This window comes from Arthrobacter arabinosi, from assembly GCF_054511115.1.
Window position 1 is genome coordinate 1 of the sequence record NZ_JBTNDF010000007.1, and the last position, 26,237, is coordinate 26,237.

At 62.6% G+C, this 26,237-nt stretch carries 20 protein-coding genes; 13 read left to right on the plus strand and 7 right to left on the minus strand.

The features are described from left to right. Positions 1-734 precede the first annotated feature (734 nt). The 3 genes from ACX80P_RS15220 to ACX80P_RS15230 all read right to left on the minus strand — a co-directional run bounded on the left by ACX80P_RS15220 (position 735) and on the right by ACX80P_RS15230 (position 3,399). A complete protein-coding gene (locus ACX80P_RS15220; RefSeq protein ID WP_459278958.1) occupies positions 735-2,096 on the minus strand; it encodes a winged helix-turn-helix domain-containing protein in 1,362 nt (453 codons plus the stop codon). Between the two features lie 692 nt (positions 2,097-2,788). Beyond that, positions 2,789-3,016, minus strand: coding sequence for a hypothetical protein (locus ACX80P_RS15225; RefSeq protein ID WP_400485030.1), 228 nt, complete (start codon positions 3,014-3,016; stop codon positions 2,789-2,791). 56 nt (positions 3,017-3,072) lie between these two features. Further along, the gene (locus ACX80P_RS15230) at positions 3,073-3,399 is read right to left on the minus strand and encodes an ArsR/SmtB family transcription factor (RefSeq protein ID WP_459278959.1); all 327 of its coding nucleotides are present in this window, start codon (positions 3,397-3,399) and stop codon (positions 3,073-3,075) included. A 570-nt stretch (positions 3,400-3,969) separates the two neighbouring features. On the opposite strand from ACX80P_RS15230, the gene ACX80P_RS15235 reads away from it, so the two are divergent. The 12 genes from ACX80P_RS15235 (at position 3,970) to ACX80P_RS15290 (ending at position 17,204) form a co-directional block, all read left to right on the plus strand. Next, positions 3,970-5,058, plus strand: a complete 1,089-nt coding sequence (locus ACX80P_RS15235; RefSeq protein WP_459278960.1) for a M23 family metallopeptidase — start codon at positions 3,970-3,972, stop codon at positions 5,056-5,058. Continuing rightward, a complete protein-coding gene (locus ACX80P_RS15240) occupies positions 5,058-5,630 on the plus strand; it encodes a hypothetical protein (protein ID WP_459278961.1) in 573 nt (190 codons plus the stop codon). The genes ACX80P_RS15235 and ACX80P_RS15240 overlap by 1 nt, the downstream gene beginning before the upstream one ends. Before the next feature lie 57 nt (positions 5,631-5,687). Then, entirely contained in the window at positions 5,688-7,181 is a 1,494-nt protein-coding gene (locus tag ACX80P_RS15245; protein ID WP_459278962.1) for an AAA family ATPase, read from the plus strand. A gap of 85 nt (positions 7,182-7,266) precedes the next feature. Continuing rightward, positions 7,267-7,815, plus strand: a complete 549-nt coding sequence (locus ACX80P_RS15250; protein ID WP_459278999.1) for a DUF6668 family protein — start codon at positions 7,267-7,269, stop codon at positions 7,813-7,815. A gap of 10 nt (positions 7,816-7,825) precedes the next feature. Continuing rightward, a complete protein-coding gene (locus tag ACX80P_RS15255) occupies positions 7,826-8,134 on the plus strand; it encodes a hypothetical protein (RefSeq protein WP_459278963.1) in 309 nt (102 codons plus the stop codon). Beyond that, positions 8,131-8,850, plus strand: coding sequence for a DUF8175 domain-containg protein (locus ACX80P_RS15260; RefSeq protein ID WP_459278964.1), 720 nt, complete (start codon positions 8,131-8,133; stop codon positions 8,848-8,850). Before ACX80P_RS15255 ends, ACX80P_RS15260 begins: the two co-directional genes overlap by 4 nt. Before the next feature lies 1 nt (position 8,851). Further along, positions 8,852-10,219, plus strand: coding sequence for a TrbL/VirB6 family protein (locus tag ACX80P_RS15265; protein WP_459278965.1), 1,368 nt, complete (start codon positions 8,852-8,854; stop codon positions 10,217-10,219). 3 nt (positions 10,220-10,222) lie between these two features. Continuing rightward, complete coding sequence (locus ACX80P_RS15270) at positions 10,223-11,728, plus strand: SCO6880 family protein (RefSeq protein ID WP_459278966.1); 1,506 nt, start codon at positions 10,223-10,225, stop codon at positions 11,726-11,728. Positions 11,729-11,880: 152 nt separating this feature from the next. Further along, positions 11,881-13,392: a putative type IV secretion/conjugal transfer ATPase gene (locus ACX80P_RS15275; protein ID WP_459278967.1), complete on the plus strand. Its 1,512-nt coding sequence runs from the start codon at positions 11,881-11,883 to the stop codon at positions 13,390-13,392. After that, positions 13,379-15,319 carry a type IV secretory system conjugative DNA transfer family protein gene (locus tag ACX80P_RS15280; RefSeq protein ID WP_459278968.1) on the plus strand — a complete coding sequence of 647 codons (1,941 nt, stop codon included), beginning with the start codon at positions 13,379-13,381 and terminating at the stop codon, positions 15,317-15,319. The genes ACX80P_RS15275 and ACX80P_RS15280 overlap by 14 nt, the downstream gene beginning before the upstream one ends. Then, entirely contained in the window at positions 15,316-16,215 is a 900-nt protein-coding gene (locus tag ACX80P_RS15285; protein WP_459278969.1) for a DUF4913 domain-containing protein, read from the plus strand. The genes ACX80P_RS15280 and ACX80P_RS15285 overlap by 4 nt, the downstream gene beginning before the upstream one ends. A gap of 2 nt (positions 16,216-16,217) precedes the next feature. Further along, entirely contained in the window at positions 16,218-17,204 is a 987-nt protein-coding gene (locus tag ACX80P_RS15290; protein WP_459278970.1) for a hypothetical protein, read from the plus strand. 82 nt (positions 17,205-17,286) lie between these two features. Here ACX80P_RS15290 and ACX80P_RS15295 read toward each other — a convergent pair whose 3' ends face one another. The 3 genes from ACX80P_RS15295 to ACX80P_RS15305 are packed head-to-tail and all read right to left on the minus strand — an operon-like array spanning position 17,287 to position 20,336. Beyond that, a complete protein-coding gene (locus ACX80P_RS15295) occupies positions 17,287-18,237 on the minus strand; it encodes a hypothetical protein (RefSeq protein WP_459278971.1) in 951 nt (316 codons plus the stop codon). Between the two features lie 9 nt (positions 18,238-18,246). Continuing rightward, on the minus strand, positions 18,247-19,947 hold the full coding sequence (locus ACX80P_RS15300) for a relaxase/mobilization nuclease domain-containing protein (RefSeq protein ID WP_459278972.1): 1,701 nt from the start codon (positions 19,945-19,947) through the stop codon (positions 18,247-18,249). Beyond that, on the minus strand, positions 19,944-20,336 hold the full coding sequence (locus ACX80P_RS15305; protein ID WP_459278973.1) for a plasmid mobilization protein: 393 nt from the start codon (positions 20,334-20,336) through the stop codon (positions 19,944-19,946). The genes ACX80P_RS15300 and ACX80P_RS15305 overlap by 4 nt, the downstream gene beginning before the upstream one ends. A gap of 406 nt (positions 20,337-20,742) precedes the next feature. On the opposite strand from ACX80P_RS15305, the gene ACX80P_RS15310 reads away from it, so the two are divergent. Continuing rightward, complete coding sequence (locus tag ACX80P_RS15310) at positions 20,743-21,099, plus strand: hypothetical protein (RefSeq protein WP_459278974.1); 357 nt, start codon at positions 20,743-20,745, stop codon at positions 21,097-21,099. A gap of 87 nt (positions 21,100-21,186) precedes the next feature. Here ACX80P_RS15310 and ACX80P_RS15315 read toward each other — a convergent pair whose 3' ends face one another. After that, entirely contained in the window at positions 21,187-26,070 is a 4,884-nt protein-coding gene (locus ACX80P_RS15315) for a helicase-like domain-containing protein (RefSeq protein ID WP_459278975.1), read from the minus strand. Positions 26,071-26,237 lie beyond the last annotated feature (167 nt).

The window sequence follows — 26,237 nt, forward strand, 5'->3', positions numbered from 1 at the left end:
GGAGGCCCGCCCCGCACTGACCGCTTAACCCCGCGAGGGATCACGCAGCGCTACACCACTCCCAGGGGCTTGACCCGCTGAACCAGCTCCTGAACCGACGGCACCCGTTCCGGTACCGCGTCCTGGGTGGCATGGAATCCCGCCAAGTGCTGATCGGTTCGTCGCTCCGCTGCAACTAGCGGAACCCGTCGATGTCGTGACCGAGCCGGCAAAGGCACGCCCGATCTGGGTCGAACTTGAATACTCCGATGGAAGCCGGCAGACCGCCAAGGGATTTGCGATGGCGTGGACCTCATCCGCGGTGTACGCCCAGTGGGTGGAGTTCTCACGAGCTCGTGAGGCATGGATAAGACCCCATCAATGCACGCGCCGTGAACTTTCCGCTGAGAACCGTCGGGGCCGGTAGTCGCGACTCAGAGTCATCGCCGGTAGGCACCTTGTTCGGTTGATCGCGGCATTCGGTACTCCATGTCCCCCCATTCACGTACAACGCCGGCTATTTTCATCCCTAATGCTTCTAATAGTAGTAATTTCCCCTCCCACCAGATCGAGGCTGTGCACGGCCACTGCTCGCTCAAGGTGAGTGACCCGCGTCGGTGACGTGGTGGGTGTGTACAGGCGGTCAGGCTGGTTCCTGCTGTCCACGCGTGTGCGGCCAAGCAGCGTAGCGGGGAGGGCTTGGGCCGTGCCCACGTGGGCAGGAGGGCGCTCGGGGCCGTGCGGTCGTTGACTGGTCAGGCTGCTGTTCTGCTGGCGTTCCACAGGGCTAGGTGGTGCTCGTGGTCGTCGTCGGCTGGCGGGAGCCAGTACTCGTCGACGTCGGGGTTGTGCAGCTCGTGTTCGGTGAGCTGCGGGACGTGGTGACGGTCGAGCCAGGCGTGCCACGCGGCGCGTTCCTTGCGGTAGCGGCTGATTTGGGCGCCGTAGTCCGCTGTGGCTCCGAGGCGCTCTGCGAGCTGGCGGAGGTTGGTGGTGGCGATGATCTGCCAGGCGCCGTGGTGCCGGCGGATCATGCCGAGGTTTTCCATCGTGGCCAGATGGTCGCTGAGGGTGTTGCGGCTGACTCCTGTGGCGCGGGAGAGCTCGATGGTGGTGGGGGAGTGGCGTGCGCGTTCGATGCCTTCGTAGGCGAGGGCTGCAACGTCTCCGAGGGCACGGAACACTGGCCGGATGCCGTAGATCCTGCCTTTCCGCCAGGGCAGGACGCGTGCGTGCTGCTCAAGGTCGGCGGGGAGGTCGATGGCGTAGGTGTCGGCGTTCCGTCCGCGGCCCCGGTCGATGCGGGTCAGGATGCCGCGTGATTCGCGTTCGAGTGTTGCGAGGAGTCGAGCGACGGTGACGTGGTCTTTGCCCACTGCGACGGCGAGGGAGCGGCAGCCGACGGCGAGGATGTTGGTTTCGTTGGTCCTCATGAATCCTAGGACGGCACGCATGAGGAGCTTCAACGAGATCCCGATACGACCTAGCTGGTCGAAGTGTGAATCGAGGATGGCGTAGGTGATGACTTCCAGATCGTTCACGAGCTGGTGGATCGTTGGCCCGCTTGGTGTTGAAGGTTTGTGGGGGGAGGGGGGCGTGAGTTTTGTTGGGCTTGTGTTGCAGATAGGTGCATACCTTCTGCGTGTGCGTTCTGCAGGGGTTTTGGCTGTGATGCGGGAGTAGGCTTTGGCCCACTCCACGGGCAGCAGGCGGCTGACTCGGTGCGTGTCTCCGTAGAGCGCTGTGAGGCCGGCAAACTGGTCGGCCATGCCGGCGCGGACTTGGTCGACGGTCCAGCCGCAGCCTGCGAAGTGGTTGAGAACCGCCATACGGGCCTCGGAGTCGCTGGGGTAGGTGCTGGTGTCGTAGACGCCGGTGATGGCCACGGAACGCAGCGCAGAGCGTTCTCCTGCCCTCTTGGGGCTGGTGCTGCGCCCGGTAGCGTCGGATGCGCGTAGGGTGGCGATCGCGTCGGCCGCGGTGCGTTGCTGGCGGCGCTTGTCCTGCTCGAGGCGGTGCAACTCGGGTGCGAGGGCTTGCCTGAGCGCGATCAGCGCCGTGACGGGGTTACGGCGCTGAAGGATGCCGTATGCCTCGGTGAGAGGAGTGATGAGCATTTGGTGCCCGCCGAGCTTGTGAGCGGACCCTGGGACGCGAATACAGCCGTCGGTCACGTTCTGGTGTGGTGTCGGGTCAAGGCTTGGTGCGTGCAGTTGCAGCGCTTCTACGATTTGGCGTGCTTCGGCCGCAGTGAGGGGTTCCTGCAAAGGGACGTATAGGTGTCGGCCGCCGCTTGGGGATCGGTCTTCCACGAAGGCGAGACCTGCAGTGCGGAGCAACTGACCGAGGCGGGCGGCGTCAGCGTCGACCGCGGCCCGCCGGGCAGTCCGGGACGTATCAAGGTCAAGGCATAGGGTCCGCACGGACCCGTCGACGTCGTGAATCATCACGGCCGCCGGCGCTGACGGAAGACTCGCGGTGATGTGATGCGGCGTAGCAGAGCGCTGATACCGGACAGAGCCGTTGATACGTCGGCCGAGCCTGTACACGGGTTGCCCAGCAATTAGGGGAGCCAGAGACCACGCAGCATTTGCGTGGTGTGCGGAATCGTTGCGGCGCGGCGCGCGCGAAACGACTGGAGGAGCTTCCAGCACGTGTAGTAGAATCCTTGTCGTAGTAGTAACGCAGTAGCAACAGGCACAGCGAAAGCAGTGACTGGGGAGCTTCTCACCGATTCACCTTGGCCGGACGAGACGGTGTGAAGCTCGAAAACTTGATAAGAAGGTCCGCCTAGGCGGGCCTTCTTCTTTTAACTGGCCCGCTGCATGGGCAAGGCCTCCTGGTCTGAGGGAGTGAGTTCGTCGACTTGCTTGAGAAACTCGTGGATGTTCTCAGCAACCAGCGAGTTGACTGGTACTTTTCGCTCTTTCGCAAGCCTCACTAGCTTCCTGGCGTCCTCCGTGTTGACGCGAACGGTAAAAAGCTGGCGGTCCCCTTTGCTGGGACGACCGCGCTTCTTTGGCTCAGAAGGACTCATGGCTTCAACCTAATTTTTAGGCATCTTTTAAGTGGGATGCTGTCGGCGTGTCGCCGCTATTTCCCTTTCAGGTACTTCGCGGCTTCATCAACGGCTGTGTCGAGCCCTCGATGGTTCAGCTTGTAGATCACTCGTTGTCCTTGCCGGTCTGCGTTGACACCGTCCGAGTCCACCAAGCCGCCCTGTTCGAGGCGTCGAAGGTGCCAGTGAACCGTTTTGTACCCGGCGTCGAGCGCGCGCCCAATGTCACCACTGGTGCCTCCTTCAGGATTCTGAGCGAGGTATCGCAGGATGCCGGCGCGTAGCGGGTTCAGGCCAAGCACATCGATCACCGATACCGCTTCGGGATCGGTGGAACTGGCGGGTTGTACATAGCGGGGCATCCTCCCATTTTGGCCTACGCACCTTCACCTGCTTCTACTGTCCGATTTATTCGGATAGTGTTGGCGACTGACGTACTTATTTAGTCAGTCTAGACCGTACCAACAGTTCGCCTGCAAGCAAGGGCACTGATGGTCGTCACCGCGTGGTACAGGTGGATGGTGCCAGTTGGGGGCACTGGGTCCGCTGGGGGCCCAAGGAAAGGCAACAATGACGCAGGTCTCGCAAGGCTCAAAGCACAGGTGGCGCATTCATACAGCCGCCAGTGCGGGTATGCCCGCACCCAGAAAGGCCTCGCTCCGCTCGGGCAGTGAAAGCACTGTTTCGGTCTGCTGCCCTTCGGATCATGACGGACCGCGAGTCACTGTCAACCGGGCGCTACGCGCCGGAGCCCTCCGGAAAAACTTTGCCCGGCCTGCTGCGCAGGAAACCCCCGCCCAAACTTGTTTCCTCCACGCCCCGGTGAACCCGGTGGACAGTACCTCTCAATCGGTCCGTCAGAGCACTGCGTGCCAGCAGGCCAAAACAACGATGAGGGGAGCGGTTGGAGTGACTCAGCGGGGTGCTGTCCTGTGAATAAGGGGGCCGGGATCGTTGCACTGATCATCGGCGTTTTCGTGATGCCGATCGTTCTAGTGCTGGGTCTTGTCGTGTTTCTGGGTGACACTCCTGCTACTGCGGCCGGTCCGTGTGAGGCACCTGGTGTGAATCCGGACGTCGAAGCTGCGGGAGAAGTTGCTGGCTTCAAAGGCGTGCAGCTACAAAATGCAGCGGAAATCATGGGTGCCGCAACTGACCTGAACCTCCCGGTGGCCGCTCAGATCATCGGCGTACAAACGGCGATCGGTGAGTCCACCCTCGAGGTGAAAACCTACGGCGACGCGGCGGGCCCTGATTCCCGTGGACTGTTCCAGCAGCGCGACAACGGTGCGTGGGGCTCACTGGAAGACCGGATGAACCCACGTGTCAGCGCCACCAACTTCTTCAAGGCACTGCAGGACGTCAAGGGGTGGGAGGACCTCGAACCGAGCATCGCTATCCACCGGGTGCAGCGCAATGACAACCCAAACCACTACACGCAGTTCCGCGCAGCCGCGACGGAAGTAGTCGAGGCTCTCGCCGGCGGTGACATTGCCGGCGTCGACCCAAACGGCTCATGTCCCACGGGGAGCAACGTTGTCATTGGGGAATTGGCCGGTGAATGGGTTAACCCGCTGCCAGGGTCGACCGTTACCAGCGGCTACGGGCCCCGACAAGCGCCGGCCGGGACTGCAGGCGGCGCTCTCGCTGACTTCCACTATGGACTCGACCTGTCCACCACCACTGCATCTGTGGGCGGCGCTGTTGTCGCGGCAACGGATATGAAGATCACCATTGCCCGCGAGAGCGACGGTCAGTTCGGCACTCGTGTGAACGGCGCGACCCTCGACGGGAAGCTCACTCTTGGCTACTACCACCTGGCCGCGGGGACGTTGAAGGTCAAGGTCGGAGACACGGTGGCCGCTGGCACGGTGCTGGCCAACGAGGGAGGCACCGGCAACGTGTCTGGCACGCACCTGCACCTGGAGTTTTTCACAGGCACCCCGAACGAGCCTTCCATCCCAACCAATCCGACCGTCGATCCCGAACCGATCCTCCGCAGCAAGGGAGTAGTTCTCTGATGATTAGCCGAGCCAAGCGCACAAGCTTCCACACTCGAACGGCACGTATTACCGCGGCTGCCGGTTTAGGACTGACCGCTGTGTTACTTGCCGGGTGCGCCGTGTTCGCACCAACAGCGAGCACCGAAGACACCACGCAGGCATCCACCGCGCCAGAGCCCACGGCATCGGCGGAGGAGACGCATCACGCCGATGATGGCCACGGCCATGACGAGTTCTATGAGGGCATCCCTGATGTGAGTTGGGCCCCGGAGACAGACGAGGAAGTCGAGGGTATCGCTACCAAGGTGATGGGACTCTTCGCCCGACCCGACATGCCAGAACGTGAGTGGTACACGGACCTGTTCCCTTACCTTGCCGAGGATTACGCGGTCGACGCCCAATACATCGACCCCGCACGGATCAGGGTTTCATCCGTGGACTCCGAGCCGACGCTGGTCAGAGAGCAAGGCAACCCACTGACAGTCACAGCGGAATTCGCCACAGACGCCGGTCCCTGGGTCGTGCAGCTGCATCGCATCGGGCAGGAGGATCCATGGCTCGTCACCGCCATTGCGCCCAAGGACACCTGATTCACGCACAAGACGCTCTCCGCCCAACCACCCGCGACCGTAGAAAAGAGAACTGAGATGACCATCGATAAGAAACTGATTCGGGCGTTTCCACCCATCAGCGCCCGCGTGAATGAGGACAACACCGGAGTCTTCATGATCGGCACGAACGAAGAACTGGTGTCAGGCTCCACGCCGGACGACGTTCGCCGCCTCCTCATCAGCATGGCCCAAGACCAGGCGCAGCTCGCCGGCCGACCCATCCGAGTCACCACGCACGACGGCGAAGGCCTCGAAGTGCTCATCGTCTCACCCGAAGGGGAAGTGGAGCTTGAATCATCCGAGGTCGTGACCACCCCAGTAACCGTTCCGGCAGCGGCCGAAGCGGAACTCGTGACTAGTAGCGTCGAGGGTCCGTCTCGTTCGGTAGAACCTCATGGCGTGGGTGACGCACCCTGTCCTGTCGCTTCACCTGCGTCTCTGTCAGTGCCTGTTTTTGATGCACCGCAGACCCCTAAGCCCTCGTCAGATTTGGTGCCGGCCGAGGAAGCGAGCATCGGTGCTCCTGCCCCCACCGACGCTGTGATGACACGGCCGGAGCCACGGGTGCTCGGAAGGGAAAGCGCTGTTGAAGAACCGGCTCCGACCAGTCGTCGTGCGCTTCGGGAAGCGGGAAGCTTCCTGTCGACGAACATCACTGCAGAGCCCGCCACACAGGGATTCCGTGGACTGCTCAATAGCTTCGGCTTCTCGTTGGCTCCTTCCGATTTCGAGCTGAACGAGCGGGAAGACATCCGCCAGGTGTCCAAGCACTTTGCGGGCACCCGCACGGTAGCCGTCGTCAACCAGAAGGGCGGCGCGAATAAGACCCCGACCGTCGCCATGCTGGCCGCTGCCTTCGGACGTCAAGGCGCGAGCGTCCTCGCCTGGGACAACAACCCCTCCACCGGGTCATTGGCATGGCGCACACAGGAAGGCGACCACGTGCGCAGCGCTCTGGACGTCATCGCAAACGCTGAGGCGCTCCTGTCGCCAGCCGCACAGTCCGCGGATATCAACGCGTTCGTGCACCACCAGAGCATGGATAAGTACGACGTGCTGCGCTCCGATCAGGACATTCAGGGCACGCATGTCGTGACCGCCGAAGAAGTAAACCTCCTGCACAGGGTTGCTGCCAAGTACTACCGACTGATCCTTATGGACTCCGGCAACAACCACCGCACACCTGATTGGACTCGGACCATCGACCACGCGGAGCAGGTCGTGGTCGCAACCACGACAGAGGAAGACCGCGTCGAAGGGGCCTTGCTGACACTGAAGGGTTTGGACCTAAGAGACGAGCGGTCAGCGGCTCTCGCCAAGAATTCCGTCGTCATCGTGTCGGAAAGACTGCCCAAGGAAGCGATGCTGGCGCAGGAAATGGCCGAGAAATTCCGCCCCTATGTGCGGGAGGTCGTGACCGTTCCGTTCGATCGGGCTCTTACCAAGCGTGAACTGCGATTCGGCGCGCTGCAACCGGCTACACAGCGCGCCTGGATCCGAGCGGCAGCTGCCGTCGCGAGGGGGCTGTGAGTCGATGATGGCCACCAGTCAGGAATCGCGGTGGATTCAAGCCGTCAGCGGCTCGGCAGAACCTACCGACGTCGTACCCACAGTCATGACACGGGAACCCCACGGGCCCACCCGTCCGCAAAAAGGCGTCCGTCTCCGCTCAGGATCGGACGTCCTAGATCGTCTCAACGTCGACGGCGCACCGCCCGCACTATGGGTCCTTGGAACACACGGTGGGGCAGGGGAGTCCACCATCAGCTCATTGCTTCACGGTTCGGTGCCTGCCTCGCACGCATGGCCGGTGCGGAACGAATCGGCAGTGACCGCCGAGGCTGACCGAGTGCTACTCGTGTGCCGCTCCAACGCGAAGGGGCTGCGCTCCGCTCAGGCCGCTGCCATCGAGTGGTCTACCGGCGACCTGCCGCTAGCACTAGCGGGCCTGGTCATTACAGCCGATGCCCCCACGAAACTCCCAAAAGACCTCTCACGGTTGACCACCATCGTCTCCGGCGCAGTTCCTCATACCTGGCACATGCCATGGGTCGAAGAATGGCGTCGAGGTCTCACTCCCGACGTCGCGGACCTCCCTCAAAGGGTCCGTGCTGTCCTATCCGACATCCAACTGCACACCGCAGCGCAAACCCCAACACAGTAAGGAACACAACATGTCTATTCTCACCAGCATCCACCTCACCGCCGGCGCGATCGTCGCTGTCGTCCCAAACCCCACCCCGACTGCCCCTCCGGGGTCTCAGGGGCTTCTGACCATCCTGGGATGGGTGTCCTGGATCGTTTTCGGCCTCGCAGTTGCCGGCGTTCTCCTCGTCGCCGGCAAAATGGCCGTCGATCACAACCAGGGACGCGGCGGTAACGCCGCCTCAGGCCTGATCTGGGTGCTGGGCGGGTGCATCCTCGCCGCTGTCGCCTCAGGCCTCGTCGGAGCCATCGTGACCGCCTCGGGCGGTTCAGCATGAGCGAACGAAAGGACAGCGCCGCACAGCCCGAAAATCCCTTCACCCGTCCATGGTTCCTCGCATCAGCGGCCATGGTCGTAATCATCGTCATCCTGGCCTTGGTGTACGCGTTCCTGCCGCCTGTGGGCGCTACTCCTCCCTCGAGCGCGCCTACATCTGCCGCCTCATCGCCGGCGACACCCACGACCGATAGTGATGACACCGGAGACAGCGTGTGCGGTCTCCCTGAGGGCGATCAGACCATCCCCGGACCGGACCTCGAGACACAGTGGGAGCTCGTAGGCAAGACGGCCGCCCCTGCCGAGCCCGAGAGCTTCGGACCCGGTGAAGTGAACTCCGAGGGAGTCCGAACCTGCTTCGCTCACAACCCAACCGGAGCCCTCTATGCAACAGCAAATGTGTTGGTAACGGGTGCTAACGGCCGCCAAGCTGACACATACCAATACCTAGCTGCAGCCGGTCCCGAACGGGATTCCCGGCTCTCTTCTGCAGCGCCTGAACAGGTTACTGACCTCCAGGTAGCGGGATTTCAGTACATCTCCTACTCAGAGGACAACGCAGTGGTCACACTCGGGGTGGAATTCCCTGATCAGACCTACTTCACCTTCACAACCACCATGATCTGGGAGGACGGTGACTGGAAAGCAGTACTGCCACCAGCAGCGGGGCAGCAGGTTTCCGACCTCTCCTCGCTGATTCCCTGGGCAGGTGTCTGACATGGAAGGCGAAGAGCCATGCGACATTTTCCACCCAAAGAACTGCATCGGAAACGCGGTCCAGGATTTCACCGGGAGTGCATTGCAGCAGGCTGCTGATGGAACTGCCGAGGCGTTCGGGAAAATGGTCGCCTGGCTGAGCACGTTCTGGGTGCAGGTGGATACGCCTCCGTTGCTTGCGTCCAATGGGGCTGCGTCGGCTGAGGTTGAGTTCCTGCAGAGCGGGCTGTGGTTTTGGACTATGAGCTTGGCCGTTTTGGCGGTTCTGGTAGGTGCCGGCCGGATGATTTGGGAACAGCGTGGCGAGCCGATGCGGCAGGTTGCTATGGGCTTGGTTCGCTTCATCCTCGTGTCCGCGGCTGGGGTGACAGCGATTCAGCTCTTGATCACGGCCTCGGACGAGTTGGCGAAGTGGTTGATCGATAACGCGACGTCGGGGACGGGCTTTGGCGAGAACCTGCTGGCGATGATCAGCCTGAACGAGCAGATAGGTGTGATCCTCATCATCGTGATGGGCTTCATCGCTATCGGTGTCTCGTTCGCCCAGATGGTGCTCATGGTCTTCCGCTCGGGCCTCCTCGTTGTCCTGGCGGGCATCTTCCCGACTGCTGCGGCTTTCACGAACACGGAGATGGGCCGGCAATGGTTCCAGCGGTGTGTGGGCTGGATCATCGCGTTCATCTTGTACAAGCCTGCGGCAGCGCTGATCTATGCAACGGCGTTCAAGCTCACCGGCTCTAACGCGCTCGGCGTGGAAGACGACGGCACGGGCGGCGTGAAGATCGTGACCGGCTTGGGCCTGATGTTCGTATCCGTCATCGCGTTGCCGGCGCTGATGCGCTTTGTAACACCAATGGTTGGAGCCGTTGCTGGTGGCGGCGGCAGTGGTGCCGCGATGGGCGCTATGGCCGGGTCGTTGGCAACCGGAGCGATCAGTAAGGGAATGGCGTCTAGTGGCAGCCGTTCCGGCGGACACAAGTCCTCGAACACCTCATCACAGACGTCCCAAAACTCGTCCAACACCTCTAACTCTTCTAGCCAGTCGCAGAAGGGTCCCGGAGGTTCGTCGGATACCAGCTCGAAGTCCTCTGGTGGTGGCGGATCCGCGCAGCCGAAGAGCACTACCGCATCCGGTAGCGGGGGAGGCAGTGGCGCTCAGGCCGCGTCAACCGCGGGGGGAGCGGGTGCTACCACCGGCGGTGCAGCTGCGAGTGGTACTGCCGCAGCCGGTAGTGGTGCTGCAGCGGCGGCGGGTCCGGTCGGGATTGCTGCAGCGGCGGCCGCGACGGTCGCGAAGAAGGGCTCAGATGCTGCCAAGGGCGCGGCTGAATCATCGACGGGCGAGGGTCCGTCAGGAAGTAAGGGGTAGGTCATGAGTGAGCCAACGATGTATTCGGAGCCGACATACGGAAACTGGCGGAAGCCTCGTACGGGCGGTATCGGAAAGCTCGGCGCCCTGGAGACGGGCCTGTTGATCGGTGGCCTGCTGGTCACGATCATCCTTTTTCGCCTCATCGGCCCGATAGGCGGCGCTGTGGCGTTGGCGGTATTGGGCGGCACGTTCATGTTCCTGACCATCCGTGACAAGCACGGCCGGTCCGCTGGTCAGCGCCTGCTTGCACGCCGCCTGTTTAAGAAGGCTTCCCGGGCACGCCGGAATATTTACCGGTCGGGTCCGGTCGGACACGTTCCGGACGGTAAGTGCCGGCTTCCTGGCCTGCTGGCTACGTCGGAGCTCCACGAGTTCGAAGATAGCTTTCGGCGTCCCTTTGCTTTGCTCCACATGCCGACCGCGAACCACGTGAGTGTCGTCATTGAGGTCGAACCAACCGGCCTCGCCCTCAACGATCGAGAGAACATCGATGACTATGTAGCGAACTGGGGTGCCTGGTTGTCGGGTCTGTCTAAAACCTCGGACATCGTGGCCGCGTCCGTCACAGTCGAAACGGCTCCTGATTACGGGGTGCGGTTGCGGCACGAGATTGACGCGAATATGTCAGAGTCAGCGTCGCCTGCCGCGCGGCAGATGATGGAAGAGGTTAAGGAGACCTTCCCTCAGCAGTCCGCGGTGACACGGGCGTACATCGCTCTGACGTTCACGACGTGGCGTCCCGGGTCGGACCGTAACCGCAAGATCGAAGACATCGGGCTTGACCTTGGAACCCGTTTGGGTAAGTTCACCGAACACCTTGAGGTGTGCGGGGCCGGCGATGCTCACCCTGTTGATGCGCAGACTCTCTGCGAGGTTGTGATGAGCGCGTACGATCCGGTCCTCGCGGAACACTTTGATGCGGCTCGCAGCCAGGGCGTGACTCCGCAGGTGTCGTGGGACAACGTGGGCCCAGTCGCCGCTGAGGCCGGTTGGGAGTGGTACCGGCACGCGTCGGGCTTCTCCAAGTCGTGGGTGATGTCGGTGGCACCTCGCGGTGTGGTGTTCTCCAACGTTTTCGAGCACCTACTGACCCCGAGTGCGGATGTTGACCGTAAGCGCGTCACGATGCTGTACCGGCCTATCCCGGCAGGTACAGCGATGGACGTTGCAGAGCGGGACGTGAACGCCGCGTCGGTGAGGTCCGGTTCAACCAAGCGCCCGAGCTTCCGGGCGGCAGCGGAACTAGCATCAGCAGTCCAGACGGCGCAGGAAGTGGCGAAGGATGCATCCCTGATCAACTTCGGCATCGTCATCACGGCCACCGTGATGCGGTCTATCGACGCCCGCGCGGCGTCGTACGAGATTGAGGATCTGGCCGGTACCGCGCAACTGACCGTCCGTCCCGCCTACGGGTCGCAGGACGTCGCTTTCACCGCTGGCCTTCCGTTGGGCTTGGTCCTTCCCGACTACGTTGCCGTTCCCGCCCGCGTTCGAGAGGCCATCTAATGAAACTTCCCAGCCTGTTCACCAGGTCAGGATCGTCGGATACGACACCTGCCCTCGATGTCCGTACTGCCGGGTCAACAGCCGTTGATCCAACACGGTTGCGGAAAGCTGGCCGTCGAGCTTACGTCGCGCCCAGTAAGCGTGGTTACTCGATGGCCGGAGGCGGGCACGCCTCCTACATTGATCTGCCCGCCGAGTACCGAGGATCGTCCCGGCAGATCTGCGGCCTGTTCCCCTTTTCCTCTGGTGCGGGCTCACCGCTGGCGGGCGTTCCGCTGGGATCGAACTTGCTGACAGGCAACATTGTCGGCCTCGACCACTTCACCGCGTACCAGCGCGGCCTGATCCCCAACCCGAGCGTGTACTTCATGTCCAACCCGTCGTTGGGCAAATCAACTCTCGTCGGGAAGATCGTGATCGGCCTCGACGCTTTCGGCGTCTTGTCTATGACGCTGGGGGATGTGAAGGGCGAGCACGTGTTGCGGACCCGGATGATGGGCGGGCAGGTTATCCGTCTTGGCAACGACCGCGGCTACCTGAACCCACTCGATTCGGGGATCGCTACACGGGCAGCGGAGCGGCTCACCGGTGACCTGCGCAAAGAGGTTCTGGCGGAGGCGCATTACCACCGCAAGTCTTTGTTGACCGCTTTGCTGACGGTCGGGCGGGGAACCACGATCACCGAGGAAGAGACCATCGTCCTGGATAAGGCGCTGCGGATCCTCTTCGACAAGTTCGACGGTGTGCCGCTGGTCAAGGACCTCTCGCAGGTGATCGCGGACCGCCCGGAAGCTATCCGGAACGCGGTGCTCGACCGCGGCGATGACGGCCGGTATGCGGACTCCACTGACTCGCTGCGGAAGTCCCTGAACGGCATTGCTGACGGGAGCACGATCGGGGGGATGTTCTCCAAACACACCACGGCCCGCCTCGACATCAACCGCTCCTCCGTCTTTGACCTCTCGGCCATCGATGACACCCTGCCTGAGCAACAGGCGGCCGCGATGCTCGCTTCGTGGTCAACAGGCTTCGCCGCGGTGAAGGTGTCACAGGTTCTCGCGGATGCCGGCCTGGAACCACGGCGCAACTACAACATCGTTTTGGATGAGCTGTGGCGGGCGCTGCGCATCGGCCGGGGCATTGTCGATCGGGCGGACTCACTGACACGCCTGAACCGGCATCAAGGGGTGGGGCAGATGATGATTTCTCACACCCTGAAAGACTTCGATGCCGTTGCGGACGCGGCGGACCGGAAGAAGGCACAGGGCTTCGCTGAACGGTGCGCAATGATCGTCATGGGCGGCCTGAACCGCTCCGAGATGGCGGCCGTGCAGGACCTGCGCAACATGACGCGCGCCGAACGCCAACGCATCATCTCGTGGTCGGATGTGAAGAACACAACCTCTCGAGGCGGCGAGCAAGCGCCCTTCGGTCGTGGGAAGTTCCTCATCAAACTGGGTCAGGGCCCGGGCATCCCCGTGGAAACCCGGTTGACCTCAATCGAGGACAGGGTGGCCGACACCAACAAACGATGGGATCGGTTGCGCAAAGAAGGCCTCACTCCTGAGGAAATCGAGAACCAGCTCGGCATCACCGACGAGGACGTTAACGGCGATGGCGCCAATGATGGCCAGAACGAGGAGACTCGCGATGAAGCAGCGTAAACCCAACGCCCTCACCCCCGGGCAGGTCCTCGGCTTCGTTGCCATCGGGCTCGTCGTCCTCGCGATCGGTGTTCTCGACGCCGGTATCTACGGCGGGTCTCTGATCACCAAGGACGGGCAGGAACTGCCGGCCAACCCGTTCGCGGCACCCTTCGGACTGATCGGTGGTGGTATCGCCTGGTCCAGTGCATCAACGGTCATCAGCGCGTCTGTAGCTGCTCTGATCCTGCTGGTGGCTGTCCTGATTCTGGTGGGCGTTGTGAAGGGCCGGAAGGGCCTTTCACGCGTGGATCACAAGGCATCGCTGATGGGACGTGGCAAGGACATTTCGGACCTTACTGAGCGGACGGCCACGAGCGCCGCGAAGCGCTTTGGCGTCACGGGGAGCATCGGTGTGTTCCTCGGTGTCGCGTTGGCGGGCAAGCAACGTTTGTTCGCTGACTTCGAGTCAGTGGTCATGCAGATTTGGGGGCCTCGACAGGGTAAGTCCTCCACGCAGGTGATCCCCAGCGTTCTGGACGCACCGGGAGCGGTGGTCACAACCTCGAACAAACCGGACGTGATCGACGCGACCCGTCTCGCACGTTCCTTGAAAGGCAAGGTCTGGGCTTTCGATCCCCAGAACATCAGCGGAGACCCGGCGTCATGGTGGTGGAACCCGTTGTCCTACGTCACGGACGACGAGAAGGCGTTGAAGCTCGCGGAGACGTTCATGGTCGCCGGTCGCGGACCAGGTGTGAAAGGAGACGCGTACTTCGACAACGAGGGCAAGGACATGCTGACCGCGTTGTTCCTCGCTGCCGCAGTGGGAGACAAGCCAATCAGCATCGTCTACGACTGGATCAATCAGGGCAAGCCGTCCGAGCCATCCCGGCTGCTGCGCGAGACGAACGGCGGAAAGTACACCGCGTACGCCGCCGGCTTGGAAGCGCAGTTCAACTACGAGCCAGCCCAACGCGACGGTGTGGTCGGTACCGCCAAATCCATGGTGCAGACCCTGAAGTTTGTCGGGACCCTGCAATGGGTCAACCCCATCTCCGCAGCGGATACCCGCCCCCAGTTCAGCCCGCAGCAGTTCGTGCGAGACGCACGAGACACCCTCTACGTGCTGTCAAAGGAAGGCGGCGGCTCCGCGGCCGCCCTGACTACGGCGCTGACGATCGCGGTCGCTGAGGCGGCCGAGAACTACGCCATGACCTGCCCGGGCCGACGCATGCCGGTCCCGCTGATCATGCCCCTCGATGAGATCGCGAACGTGTGCCCCTGGAAGGACCTGCCGGACAAGTACAGCCACTACGGGTCCAAGGGCCTGATCCCGATCGCGTTCCTGCAGTCCTACTCGCAAGGTGAGGAACTGTGGGGCGAGAAGTCGATGAAAAAGATCTGGTCCGCAGCGTCGGTCAAGGTCGTCGGCTCCGGCATCGATGAGGAAGGATTCCTGCGCTCGTTCTCCTCACTGATCGGTGACTACACGTACGACACCATGTCGCAGAGCTCCTCCAAGACCGGGAACTCGCGCTCAATCAACCCTGATGGCGGCAAGGAGGCCATCATGACCGTGGCCGACCTGTCGTCCCTGCCTCGTGGCAGGGTCATCGTCAAGCGTTCCGGTGCGCCGGCCACACTGGCGCGCACGCTGACCTGGCAAAGCACCGCGCACGCTGACGCCGTGTGGCTGTCCCTAAACCTGTACGACCCTTCCCCTGCCAGTGCCGACAATGCAGCAACCATTGTTGGTAGGAAGGACGCGGCCGAGAACCCTCTCGTCGCGGCATACAAAGCAGTCCAGGGACCGGCAACCAGTGACAGCTCGACCCGTCCCCCCAATGCGCCGGCTGTGGCTGTTGGCCCTGCCGCTGATACGTCTGACACAACGGCAGCTGCCCCTGCAGCAGCCTCTCGATGGATCAAGGCGGCCGAGAAATGACCGAGCCGGATAACAACGAGAACGAACCCATCACCATCTCGTGGGCTGAAGGGGAAGGCGGGCCCGACCATCCCGATGCTTGGGATCAAGAGCCAACCCCAGAGGTACTAGTCGACGCTGTCACAGGCATGCCAGCAACCCCGGACACACAAACGGGCACAGAAGCGCGCACAGAGCCGGCCACGACTCCAGGCGTGCCGTTCCAGTTCGCACTGACAGCCACAGAGGTCTCCGCCCTGGTATCCGAGCGAGTGCGCAAGCTTTCACCCATCGGGTTCAAGGCGTTGGTATCGGCCGGCGAGGCACCCCAGCCGTCAACCATCGACGGCAAGACCCCTTTGTGGTTCCTCGATGAAGTCGAGTTGTGGATTCAGGATCGGTACGTCGATGCAGTCGAGTCCGCTCCTGCGGACGATTCGGATCGATTCGCGAGTTTCCTGAGCGAGGACGACGCCGAGCCGGCAGCAGAGAAGGAATCGGATGGGCCGGCGGAGGAACCGGAGCTGGTGTACGGCTCCGTCGCCCAGTGGGTGCAGGAGTTCCTAATTCCGGTGTATCGCCGTGTGCTCTCAGCCAACGGCAGCAACTCGACCTGGTGCCCGAGCTGGTGGATGCATGCCGAGGCGGTGATTCGCCTCGAGGCGCTCTGGCGAGCCTGGGAGCACTTACGGCTCGACGGGAAGACGGGTATGTCGGTGTTCATGAAGGACCACCTCGACCACCACATGGCGGTTCTGACGGACACCAAGGGTCCGTTCGATGGCTGCACCCTCGACCGTGGCCACGACGCTGAAGCACTGAAACCATTCCCGATCGTGGCACCGCCAGTGGAACTGTTCCCGGACGTGCGTGAAGAAACCGATTCAAGCCAGGCATCACCCAACGAAGGAGAGTAATCATGGAATCTGACGGTGTGAATGAAATCTTCGATGACGGTCTTCGCCAGGCATTGACGATTGCCGCGCAACTGGCCGAGCGTATCGCTCGCGCGCGACAGCAGTCGCTGATGGAACAGCGGGCGGTGAGCGAAAAGGCCGGCGCGGATGCCGCGGCCCGTTACGCAGCGGAACAAGCCGCAGCGCGCGTAGCTCTGTCCCCTGTTCTCGAGGATCGGTGGTGGAATTCGGCGTCTCCTGAGCAAATCGGAGCGGCGTACGAAACCGCTTTGGTATGGCGGGATCAGGACCCCGACATTGAAAACACGTCCCGATACATCGAGGACCGCTTGGGTGCGCAGGGCATTCGCCCGGGCGATACGAGGTCCGGGCAGCAGCTCACCGAGTTGCTGCAGGCCAAGCAGTGGGCGTCCACGGATGCACCGACGATGTACGGCGCGTACAACCACGACATGATCCGGTCGCAGTCAGCGCGGGATCGAGAACGGATGAATAACGCTCTTGTAGCGTCCTACCTTGGCCGCCCTGATGCTCTCGCGGGCACCACGATGGACCAACGCACCATGGACCGCGCGAACGGCCTCCAGAACGACAGTGATGAGTTGCGTGCTGCCGGATATCGCGAGGATGCAGGGGCCCTTGCCGCCCGCATTGACGGTGACGCAACGGCAGGCCGGTCGGATGAGCTGATGAACGCTGCAGGTAACCGTGTGACCGTTCCTGATGATGCTGCATCCCTTGCCCTAGAAGCGCAGAACGAGGAGAGTCGGGCCGGGCATGAATGGGACAGCGCCGAGCGTCGTTCGGAGTTCGCGTTGTCTCTGCACGGGAAGGCCGATGCCACTGCCATCGATGCCCGGATGTTGGCGGACATCAGCCAGGGCACTCACCCGCAGGCCGCGGTCAAGGGTGGTGGCCCCAATGCTCCGGCGGCACGGAAGGCGCCGGCTCTGGTTAGCACGCGCGCTGTCAGCAAGGGCGGACGCTAGAACCATTCAGTCTGTACCGCTAGAGAAGCCCCGGACACCTGATGGTGTTCGGGGCTTCTCTGTACCGACCGTCAGTACAGGTCTACAAATACTTCTCCGTGTACGCGTCCATGAGCAACGCGATGCTGTTGCGTTCCGATTGCCGGCTTTCGAGAGGAACGAAGAAGTCCATCGCCTCGTCCATGCTCCTAATGTGATCACCGAGCAGGATCACTATGTCGGGAAGTCCTGGCGAACGACGAAAGATCGCCGCTTCCTGATTCTCACTAATCCATACAGCGTGCCACGTGCCCTGGTTGCGCTTGCGTTCTCCGGTGTCGTCACCGTCTCTGCGCCAGTGGTATCCGAAATCTGCGCCACCAGGGACCTCGGGAGCGCCTTCCCAACGCAGCTTGCGGCGGTTGTCCTGCTCCAGATAATCGTGCATCTCAAACACCTGAAAGTTGCGGTTGGAAATATCCCGCTGGGCGGCCTCCTGATCTGCCAGTCGCTTCTCCCCAGCCTCCGCTGTTGTCGCGTACATGTGATCCAGCCACTGGCCGACCGCCTCATGCTCGGTCCGCAGGACATCCAACTTCTGCTCGAGGTCGATCACCTCTGCTCTCAGCTCGTCCGCGTACGCGTGTGCTTCCTGGGCCATCCGTTTCTCCGGAAGAAAGGGTTGAGTGATCAAGCTGGAAATCTTGCCGAAGATCCCGGCACTCTGACGGTCCTCCTGATGATTCCTGAGCGCGTCCTCATAGTCGGCGTCTGCCTCGGCGGCGCGCGCTTCCGCTTCCGGCAACCCCTCCTGCCGCCACCCTCCCCGTTGTTGTTCACGCTCCATTCGCTCTAAAAGACTCTGCTCATACATGGGATAGGCCTCGTGTTCTGGAAGGCTATGGTCCGGTGCTGCCAGACCATCGATGCCAGTGAATGCCCGCAGGCGTTGCAGCTCTGCCCGCACACCTTCCGCGCGTCCCTCGCTGCGTGCTTGCCTGACGTCGTACTCGGATGGCATCTGTCCCCTTAGATGTTGTGCCGTGATGTCCATGCGTGCGCTTTAGCGGTCGCGGTGGTGTGCCTTGTCTGTGTGCTGGTCCTTACCAGTACCAGACGCCGCTGACGGTGGTTGTGGCTCGGTCTTCGATATTGGCTGGCCTTCACGCGTCGGCGGCCGGCTGACAGCCGCCAGTCGTTTAATTTCCTCAAGCTTCCGCTGCTCCTCCGACAACAGGGGAGGCACGCTCTCTACCTTTTCAAGTAGTGGCTTCTCGGTTGCAGCTTGCACCCACCGGGGCGCTGCCACCGGGCGCTCCGCAACAGCCATCGCGGCGACACCGGGTGCCACCCGCGCACTGTGAATCGGTGCTGTGCGCTCCAAGGCGGTCTTGACGGACCCGAGTCGATCCTGCGCTACGGCGCGAATGCGTTCGGCCTCGTGCAGCTGCCCGGAGGCTTTGTACATGCCGTGCATAGCGTGCATGGTGTTGCGCAGTTGCCGCAGCAGAATTGCTTCTCCTGCCCGCGTGGATGGCCCGACCTGGGCCTGCATCATCAGCATGCCTGCACCCTTAGCTGACGGTAGAGGAGCTTTCTCGGCGCGCGCCGGGAACCTGGTCAGCTGTGCTGTTCTCGCCAGAACCTTGGATGCGTCCGCTAGCGGGCCCGGTGTCGCCTCGGTGCGTACACTCCAAGCCGCAAATGCACCGGATGTTTCGCGGGCGACCTGCGCCCATAGGGTTGGGTCATCGGAGGACACGGTGCGTAGCCGCTCGTACAGGTGCCCGACTTCGCTGGTGTACGTCTTCCACTGCTCAACGGTTGGTGTTTGCGTCTCTCGGCCAGCGGCGACGACACGTTTACCGCGGTGCGCGGCCTGCCATTCGGCGGTGGCCACGTCGGCCTGTTCCGGGGTGTCGTTCCAGTCCACGCGAAGCTTCGGCAGGGTCAGATCGCGTGCGAGGCGACCGCCACCGAACCAGATGGGAGATGCTCCTGCAACGGTGGGTTTAACCGCGACACTGAAACCCTCGACAGCCTTCGTACTGTCTTTGGTGAACCGTGGCCTGACGAGGACTCCTGTGCCTCGTAGCCGGCGCACGAATTCCGCTTCGGACTCCGAGGCGACAGCCGCCGCCCGGACCTTCCGTTGCAATGTCTCGCGCGGCAGTTCGGGTAGCCCTTGGGCGCGGGCTATTTCGCGTTCCTTCGGGTGGAAGCCACGTTCCGCCCGCACACCATCGATGCGAGCCAACCCGTACTTCGATTCCAGTGCCCGGGCGGTTCTCTGAGCACGCGGCTGGTCGTTGTGGGTGGACCAGCGGGTGCCGTCCTCGCGGATCATGCTGACAGCCAAATGCATATGATCGTTGCCAGCCTTGCTCAGCCCATGACGGATGGCGACCCACCGGCACGGTGGTTTTCCATCCGACCCGCTGAATCCCATCTCTTCCATAAAATCGTGGGCGATCTTGGACCACAACTCGTCGTCCTGCACTCCCTCGTCAGCGCGGAGGCTGACGGACATGTGGAACACATACGGCTTGTCATTGTCCGCACCGAAGACGGCTTTCGGGATGTCCAGCTCGTGCCCGAGCATCCGTGAGTTCTCGGCGTCAAGCACAGTGCCAGGACTGACACTGACAACCGAGTCCGATGCGGCCACCAGGTGAATATCGGTGTGCTCGTTCGACCTTCCCGGGCCGGCTAGGTACTGGACCAGCCCGAACATCCTCGATCCCTTGGTGATATTCGGGATCACGGGCGGGTCACCTGTACAACCGCCTCATCGATGCGCAGCATCAGGCGGCGCGCGGCGGCCACTGCGGCCTCGGCGTCATCGGGAAAATCCCCGGTCGCATTTGCGTGCCGGGCGATCTGGTTGATGTTGTTCGACACCGCGCCCAACAAGGTACGGATGCCGAGCAGTTCGACCGCGAGGTTCCTCCGGTCCGCCGGCCTTTCCCCTCCTTCGGAAAGGGCGGACTCGACCAGCAAACGTGGAACAGACACGTGCTGCTCGGCCGCCTTCACGATCAGCGCCGCTTTCTCCTGCGCAGTGACCTTCACATCGACTCTCGTCGGCCGGCCGCCGGCAACATTCTCACGCCGTTCCTTACCGAGACGGGAAGCCCTTACCTGCTCAACCACCGGACACACCCCCATCTCTAGAAAGCCAGCGCAGCGACCCCAAAACTTTGGGGACCCACACTCCAGTGTGCCGCAGGAGACGCTACGCGTCGAGGGCTGGAAGCCATTTAGACCCGTCTAAAGGTATAGCTTGCTCCGTTTGGGGCTCCGCCTGCTCCTTCGCGTGGTTCCGGAGGGCTCGGGGTGTTGACGTTGCTAAGGGCGCTCCGCGCCTGTCATGTTTTTGACCGGCTGCGCCGTTCCGTTTCGGCTGGTCATCGTACTGTCCGCCCTTCTCTTGGCAAGGCTCCGAGGACGGCTTTCGCGGCATATCCTCGCTCCGCTCCGGCATTCCACGGTCCGACCTCTCCACCTTGCCAATTCACTTCGCGTCCAAGTGGTCAAAGGCGTGGCGAAAGGAACGGTGATGAAGCAAGAGCTGGACTACCGGCTGTCAGGCAGAGCCGTTAAAGTTCAGCACATGACCATCAATGTTGAAGACATCGAGAACCAGGCACGTCAGCTCCTCAATTCTCGCGTTACTTCTGTGCGTGAACTCGTGAAAGCACGACAGCGTGTGACCGAGTTGCAAACCCAGCTCGCAGAAGCCGAACGTGAGGACAAGAAGGCGTACGTGCGTGCGACCAAAGACGGATGGAGCGAGGACGAACTGAAGAAGCTCGGCCTCGACAACGGTGCAGCCGCCAAGCGGCGCGCACGGCGGACTACGCCACCTGAACCAGCAGGCAGCTCCCCAGAACCGGCAGACTCCCCCAGCAACTAGAACACCCTGTCGTTGACGGACAAGGGGGTGGCTCACCGCACCGGCGAGCCACCCCTTTCATTCTTTGTGGAGAATCGATGTGGAAGGTCAGTTACCGATACCGTTCTTCCGATCCTTCTCAACGCCTGGGCGGTGATTAGATGGTGATGCTTTCGCCGCTCCGCCAGCAGTTCCGCCGGGCGTCGGCGGAGTCGGGAAGCTCGAACGTGTAGCTCGTTTCAAGGCTTCCAAGTCAGGGGCCAACGTCGTCTGTGCCGGATCTTCTCCACGCATCTCCCGGCCGATTCTCTCAACATCCCACTTGGCTGCCTCCAGCGCCTTACCGTGTTTGAACGGTTCCCGCAGCGCAGTGGCAGCATCACGGTACTCCTGGCGCGCTTCCTCGATCCTGTTCTGCAGAGCCGTTACCTCCTCGGGCAGTCTGCGCACCTGGTTCTCCAAGCGCTGGATCACTCCCACGGTAGGGAACAAAGCATCGGTGCGTTTGAGCTCCACTGCCACCCCGGGCGCGCCCTCGACCTGCAGCTCCACCTTGGACGCCCCGATGTCGAGCATGTTCGCCTGCTTCTGCACATACCGGATGTCGTGGCCGGCGACATTCGCGATGATGCCAAGGTCTTTGGAACCTTGGATCGGAGGCCGCCCTGCGGCGTTGGCGCTTGTCCATTGCCGCAGCGCTTCCACGGCGTCCGGGCGCTTGTCCACGGACTTCCCGTTGATGGTCATACGGAACGCATCCCCTGTCGTGTCCAGAGTTGTACGATCAGCGGCCGCGCGCAGTGCCGGGAGCATCGCCACCATCGCCTCCCCCCTCGTTTGGGCACTGCTCTTACGGTGTGTAAGTGCTGCCCGGTTACGGTTCCACCCTGTTTCGAGACGGCTCAGCCGAGACAGTTCCTGATCCGCTTTGGACTTCTCCAGAATCAACGGATTGCCACTGGAAATGGCTTTGACCTCCGCGAAGGACAGGGTGTTGTCACCGACGTCCTCAATCTCCCGGACGTCGAGTTTCCCGCGCATGATCTGGTCGATGAACTTGCTCTTGCGCTCCAGCGTCTGCCACATGAAAGTGTCGAACGATCCCTTGGTCACCACCTGCGAGATGGCAACCTCGGCGTTCTGATTCCCCCGGCGAACGATACGACCGTGACGTTGAGACACGTCAGCCGGCCGCCAAGGCGCGTCGAGGTCCACCAGGTGCACAGTCCGGTCTTGGATGTTCGTACCCACACCCATCTTCTGCGTCGAACCAACCAACACCGCGACATCCCCGGAACGGCATGCCGCAAACAACCGGCCCTTCTCCGCATCGTTCTTTGCCTCGTGCATGAACCGGATTTTCTCTGCCGGCATGCCGCGCATCACCAGATCCTCGCGTAGCTGCTCGTACACGTTCCACTTATCCGAAGGTGTGCCAAGATCGCAGAACACGATCTGAAGTGCGCCGGGTGTCGGGTGGGGCTCCCCTGTCGCGGGATCGTTGTAGATGCGTTCCTTGGTTTCCTCATACACCCTTGCCAGCAGGTCCGCGGTCGCGCTGATCTTCGTCTCGCCCACCAGGGCGTCCATCTCCGGGTCAACCAAGCGCATATCTAGGGCAGCTTTCCTGCCGTCGGTGGAGACCTTGAGCATGTTGTCCTCGGTCGCGTCGACCAAGCGGTTTCGGATTTGCTCGGCCCGATCACCGATGTCCGCGATGTACGCCTCGAGCTCAAGTGACGGCTCGACCGCGATCATTCGGGGCAGGCGTTTGCCGTCTTCTCTTTCCTCGATCAGTGGCACCGGCAGCTGCAGGTCTTCTGCGGTCTTCACATCCGCGAAGGTATGGAACATTTTCAGCAGCTCGGGCACGTTCTGGAACTTCGAGAACCGGGTCTGCATCTTGAAGTCGTTCCCACCGACGACGGTCATCTCCATCTCGGTGACGACCTGGCCGAAGGTCGCCGCCCACGTGTCGAAGTCATGGATGCCGGCCTGCTCCAACAGGTCCGGGCGCAGGTAGCGCTGCATCACATACATCTCGGTCACACTGTTGGCGATCGGTGTCGCCGTAGCACCGGTGATTACCCGGTCCCCGTGGGTGTCCCTTAGATACTCGACCTTCGCGTGCAGGTCCGAGGCACGCTTCGAGCCGGCGATGGCCGCGCCCTTGATATTCGTGGCGGTAGCGAGGTTCTTGAAGTCGTGGAGTTCGTCCACGAGAAGGTAATCAATGCCGGTCTGCTCGAAGGTGAGACCAGGGTCCACTGGACGCTCCAGGAGCCGCTTGGTCCGCTCCTCATGTGCTTGGAGACCGCTTTCGAGTCTCTTGATGCTCATCGGGCGTTCTCCGCGTTGCTCCGCGCGTTCTTTGGCCGCGAACAGGTCTTGGCGCATACGCTCGACCTCCCGCGTCTCGTAGGCAGCTTGGGACTCGACAGACAAGGGGATTCGTTCGAACGCGGTACGGGTCATGATGATCGCATCCCAGTCATTCGCGGCCGCCCGGGCGATGAAGTCCCGGCGCTTATCCCCGGTCAGGTCAGTGGCGGACGCAGCGAGAATCTGCGCCTGCGGATAGATCTGCAGCCACTCCCTGGCAAACTGATCCAACATATGGTTCGGCACCACAACGGCCGGCTTGCGTGCCATGCCGAGCCGGCGCAGCTCCATGGAACCCATCACCATCTCGAAGGTCTTACCGGCGCCAACCTCGTGGAACAGGCCCACGGACGGCTCGGAAATCATGCGGGCCACAGCGGCCCGCTGGTGCGGCAGCGGAGTGAAATTTTTCACCAGACCAGGCAGGGTCATCCGTTCGCCCTCGACGGTGTAATCGCGCAGCACCAAGGAGTTGAAGCGTCGGTTGTATTCATCGGTCAGGGCCACAGTGCGCGCAGGGTCCTCCCACACCCACTCCCCGAACCGGTCCTGCATCAGCTGGGCCTTCTCCTGCGCGGCCGTCGTCTCGACCGGGTTGACGACCCGACGCTCACTGTTGGGATCCGGGTCCGGGTCGGTGACCTGAACAAGTTTCTGCTCCAACATATCCTTGAAGATTTCACCGGCCGACATACGGGCGGTACCCCAGTCGTTGCGGGCCCGGAAGTTCTGCCGGTTCGCCTGCACATCCCAGTTCGCGCCGCTGATCCGGTCCACACGGGCCTGCGGGTCACGCAGAATGTCCTGCAGAAACTGCTCGTGGATCTCCGGGGCAATCCACACCGAGCCCACCCTCGCCTCAATCTCATGTGCGCCCAACGGCAGGGGCAGAACCGACTGCAGGTCAGCGATGTTCCGCTCGAACCCCGGGTCCTCCTCTGCGGCTTCTCGTGCTGCATCGAGTTTTTCCCGGATGTTTCCGCTCAAATATTCGGCCCGGGTCTCCAGCATGCCGGGCTCCCCCGGTACGTCATACACCAGGTCACCAAGGGCCTCCCGTGCTGCGGCCTGATCGACCCCCAGCAAGGACGCGACCTGGGACAGGTCTACCTCCCCTACCGTGTCGAGGGTGACCGCGAGGGCCTCCGCGGGGGTGTCGACGCCGCGGACGGGCTGGCGCGGCTGGACCTGCCGCTCCCGCTGCAGCGCGGCAGCGGTAGCCGTCTGAGTGGATTCATCGAAGTTCTCCAAAGCCTTCACGAGAGGCCCGAAGGGGTCCCCTCGAAGCAGGGCAACGGCCTTGGGCGTAATTCGGGCCATGATGTCTTCGCCGGCCTCATCTGTTTTGCCGGTCCTACGCTCGTTGAAGCGGTTGATCGGGCCGTAGGCATCCACATAGGCCCGGTAGGTGTCGCGCAACCGCTCCCGCTCCGCCATCAGCTCAGGGGTGTCCTCGACATTTCCCGCCTCGAGTGTGAGCACCGAACGTCCCGCATCGCGCAGGCTCAGCAGAGAACGCAGCTCGCCCGCTTGGGTTGCTGGAACACTCAACGGCGCAACCAGACCGTCCAGGCCCACCTGGGTGAAAGTACCATCGGCCTCGGCGGTGATGTGCCCGACCTGAAGGTCACTGCCCGCCGGAACAATCGCGGCCACCTCGATGACCTGACCTTCCTGACGCTCGGCCGCTCCCCTGCCGCCGTCGACGGCGGCGTGGGCGATGTCCTGCAGCTGGTCGTGCAGCTGCTCCGGCACCCAACGCAGGTCCTCGTTCCGGACAGTCAGGGTGGCCGACCCGTACATACCGTTACCAACCACCGGCTCCCCGAGGACCCGCTGCGGATTCTCGATGAAGTAGGCGTTCATCCGGGCCGGAGCCTGCTCAGGGTCATCCCCTGCGGCAAGGGCCCGCGATTCCAACCACCGGTCATCTAGCGATTCCTCACCCGGAAGCCGCTTGCGGAAGATCAGGACGTCGGTGAGGGCATCGGTACCGGCGGCGCGGCGATGCGCCCCTGTCGGGAGGCGGACAGCACCCAGCAGGTCAGCTGTCTCGAAAATTTCCCGGCGTGCGGCCGGGTTCTGGGTATCAAGGGTGAATGCTGAGGAGATGACACCGACCACGCCACCGGGCCGGGTCAGGGCCAGGGACTTGAGAATGAAGTGGTTGTGCATCGAGTGGTTGCCCGCGTTATGGCGCGGATCGTGCAGCCTGGTCTTGGCGAACGGGACGTTACCCACCGCGGCATCGAAGTAGCCGGCCGGAAGGCGGGTGTCGGCAAAGGATTCAGTACGGATATCGGCATCCGGGTACAAGGCCTGCGAGATGCCGGCGGTGATGGGGTCCAGCTCAACCCCGGTCACAGTCGCAGTCTTCGGTGCGAGGCCGATGAAGGTGCCGGCACCGGAGCCTGGCTCCAGGACGCGGCCGCCGGCGAATCCGAGCGTGTTCAGGGTCCGCCAGATTTCCGTGGCCAGGGCCGGGTCGGTGTAGTGGGCGTTGATGACCGTGCGGTTCGCGGCCCGGTACTCACTTTCGCTCAAAAGCTCGCGCAACTCAGCCCGGTCAGCTGCGAACTCGGGGCGAGTCTCATCGAAGACTTCCGCCACGCCCGTGGCACCCCAGCTCCCCCACCGTGCCAGCACACTACGCTCAGCGGCGGTAGCTGCCCGGTCCTGCTCCTGGAGCTCGCGCAACCCACGCAGGGCGGCGACGTTCGCCTGGAAACGCGCTCGAGCACCCGAAGGGGCTAGATCGTCCTGCCGGACAGGGATGA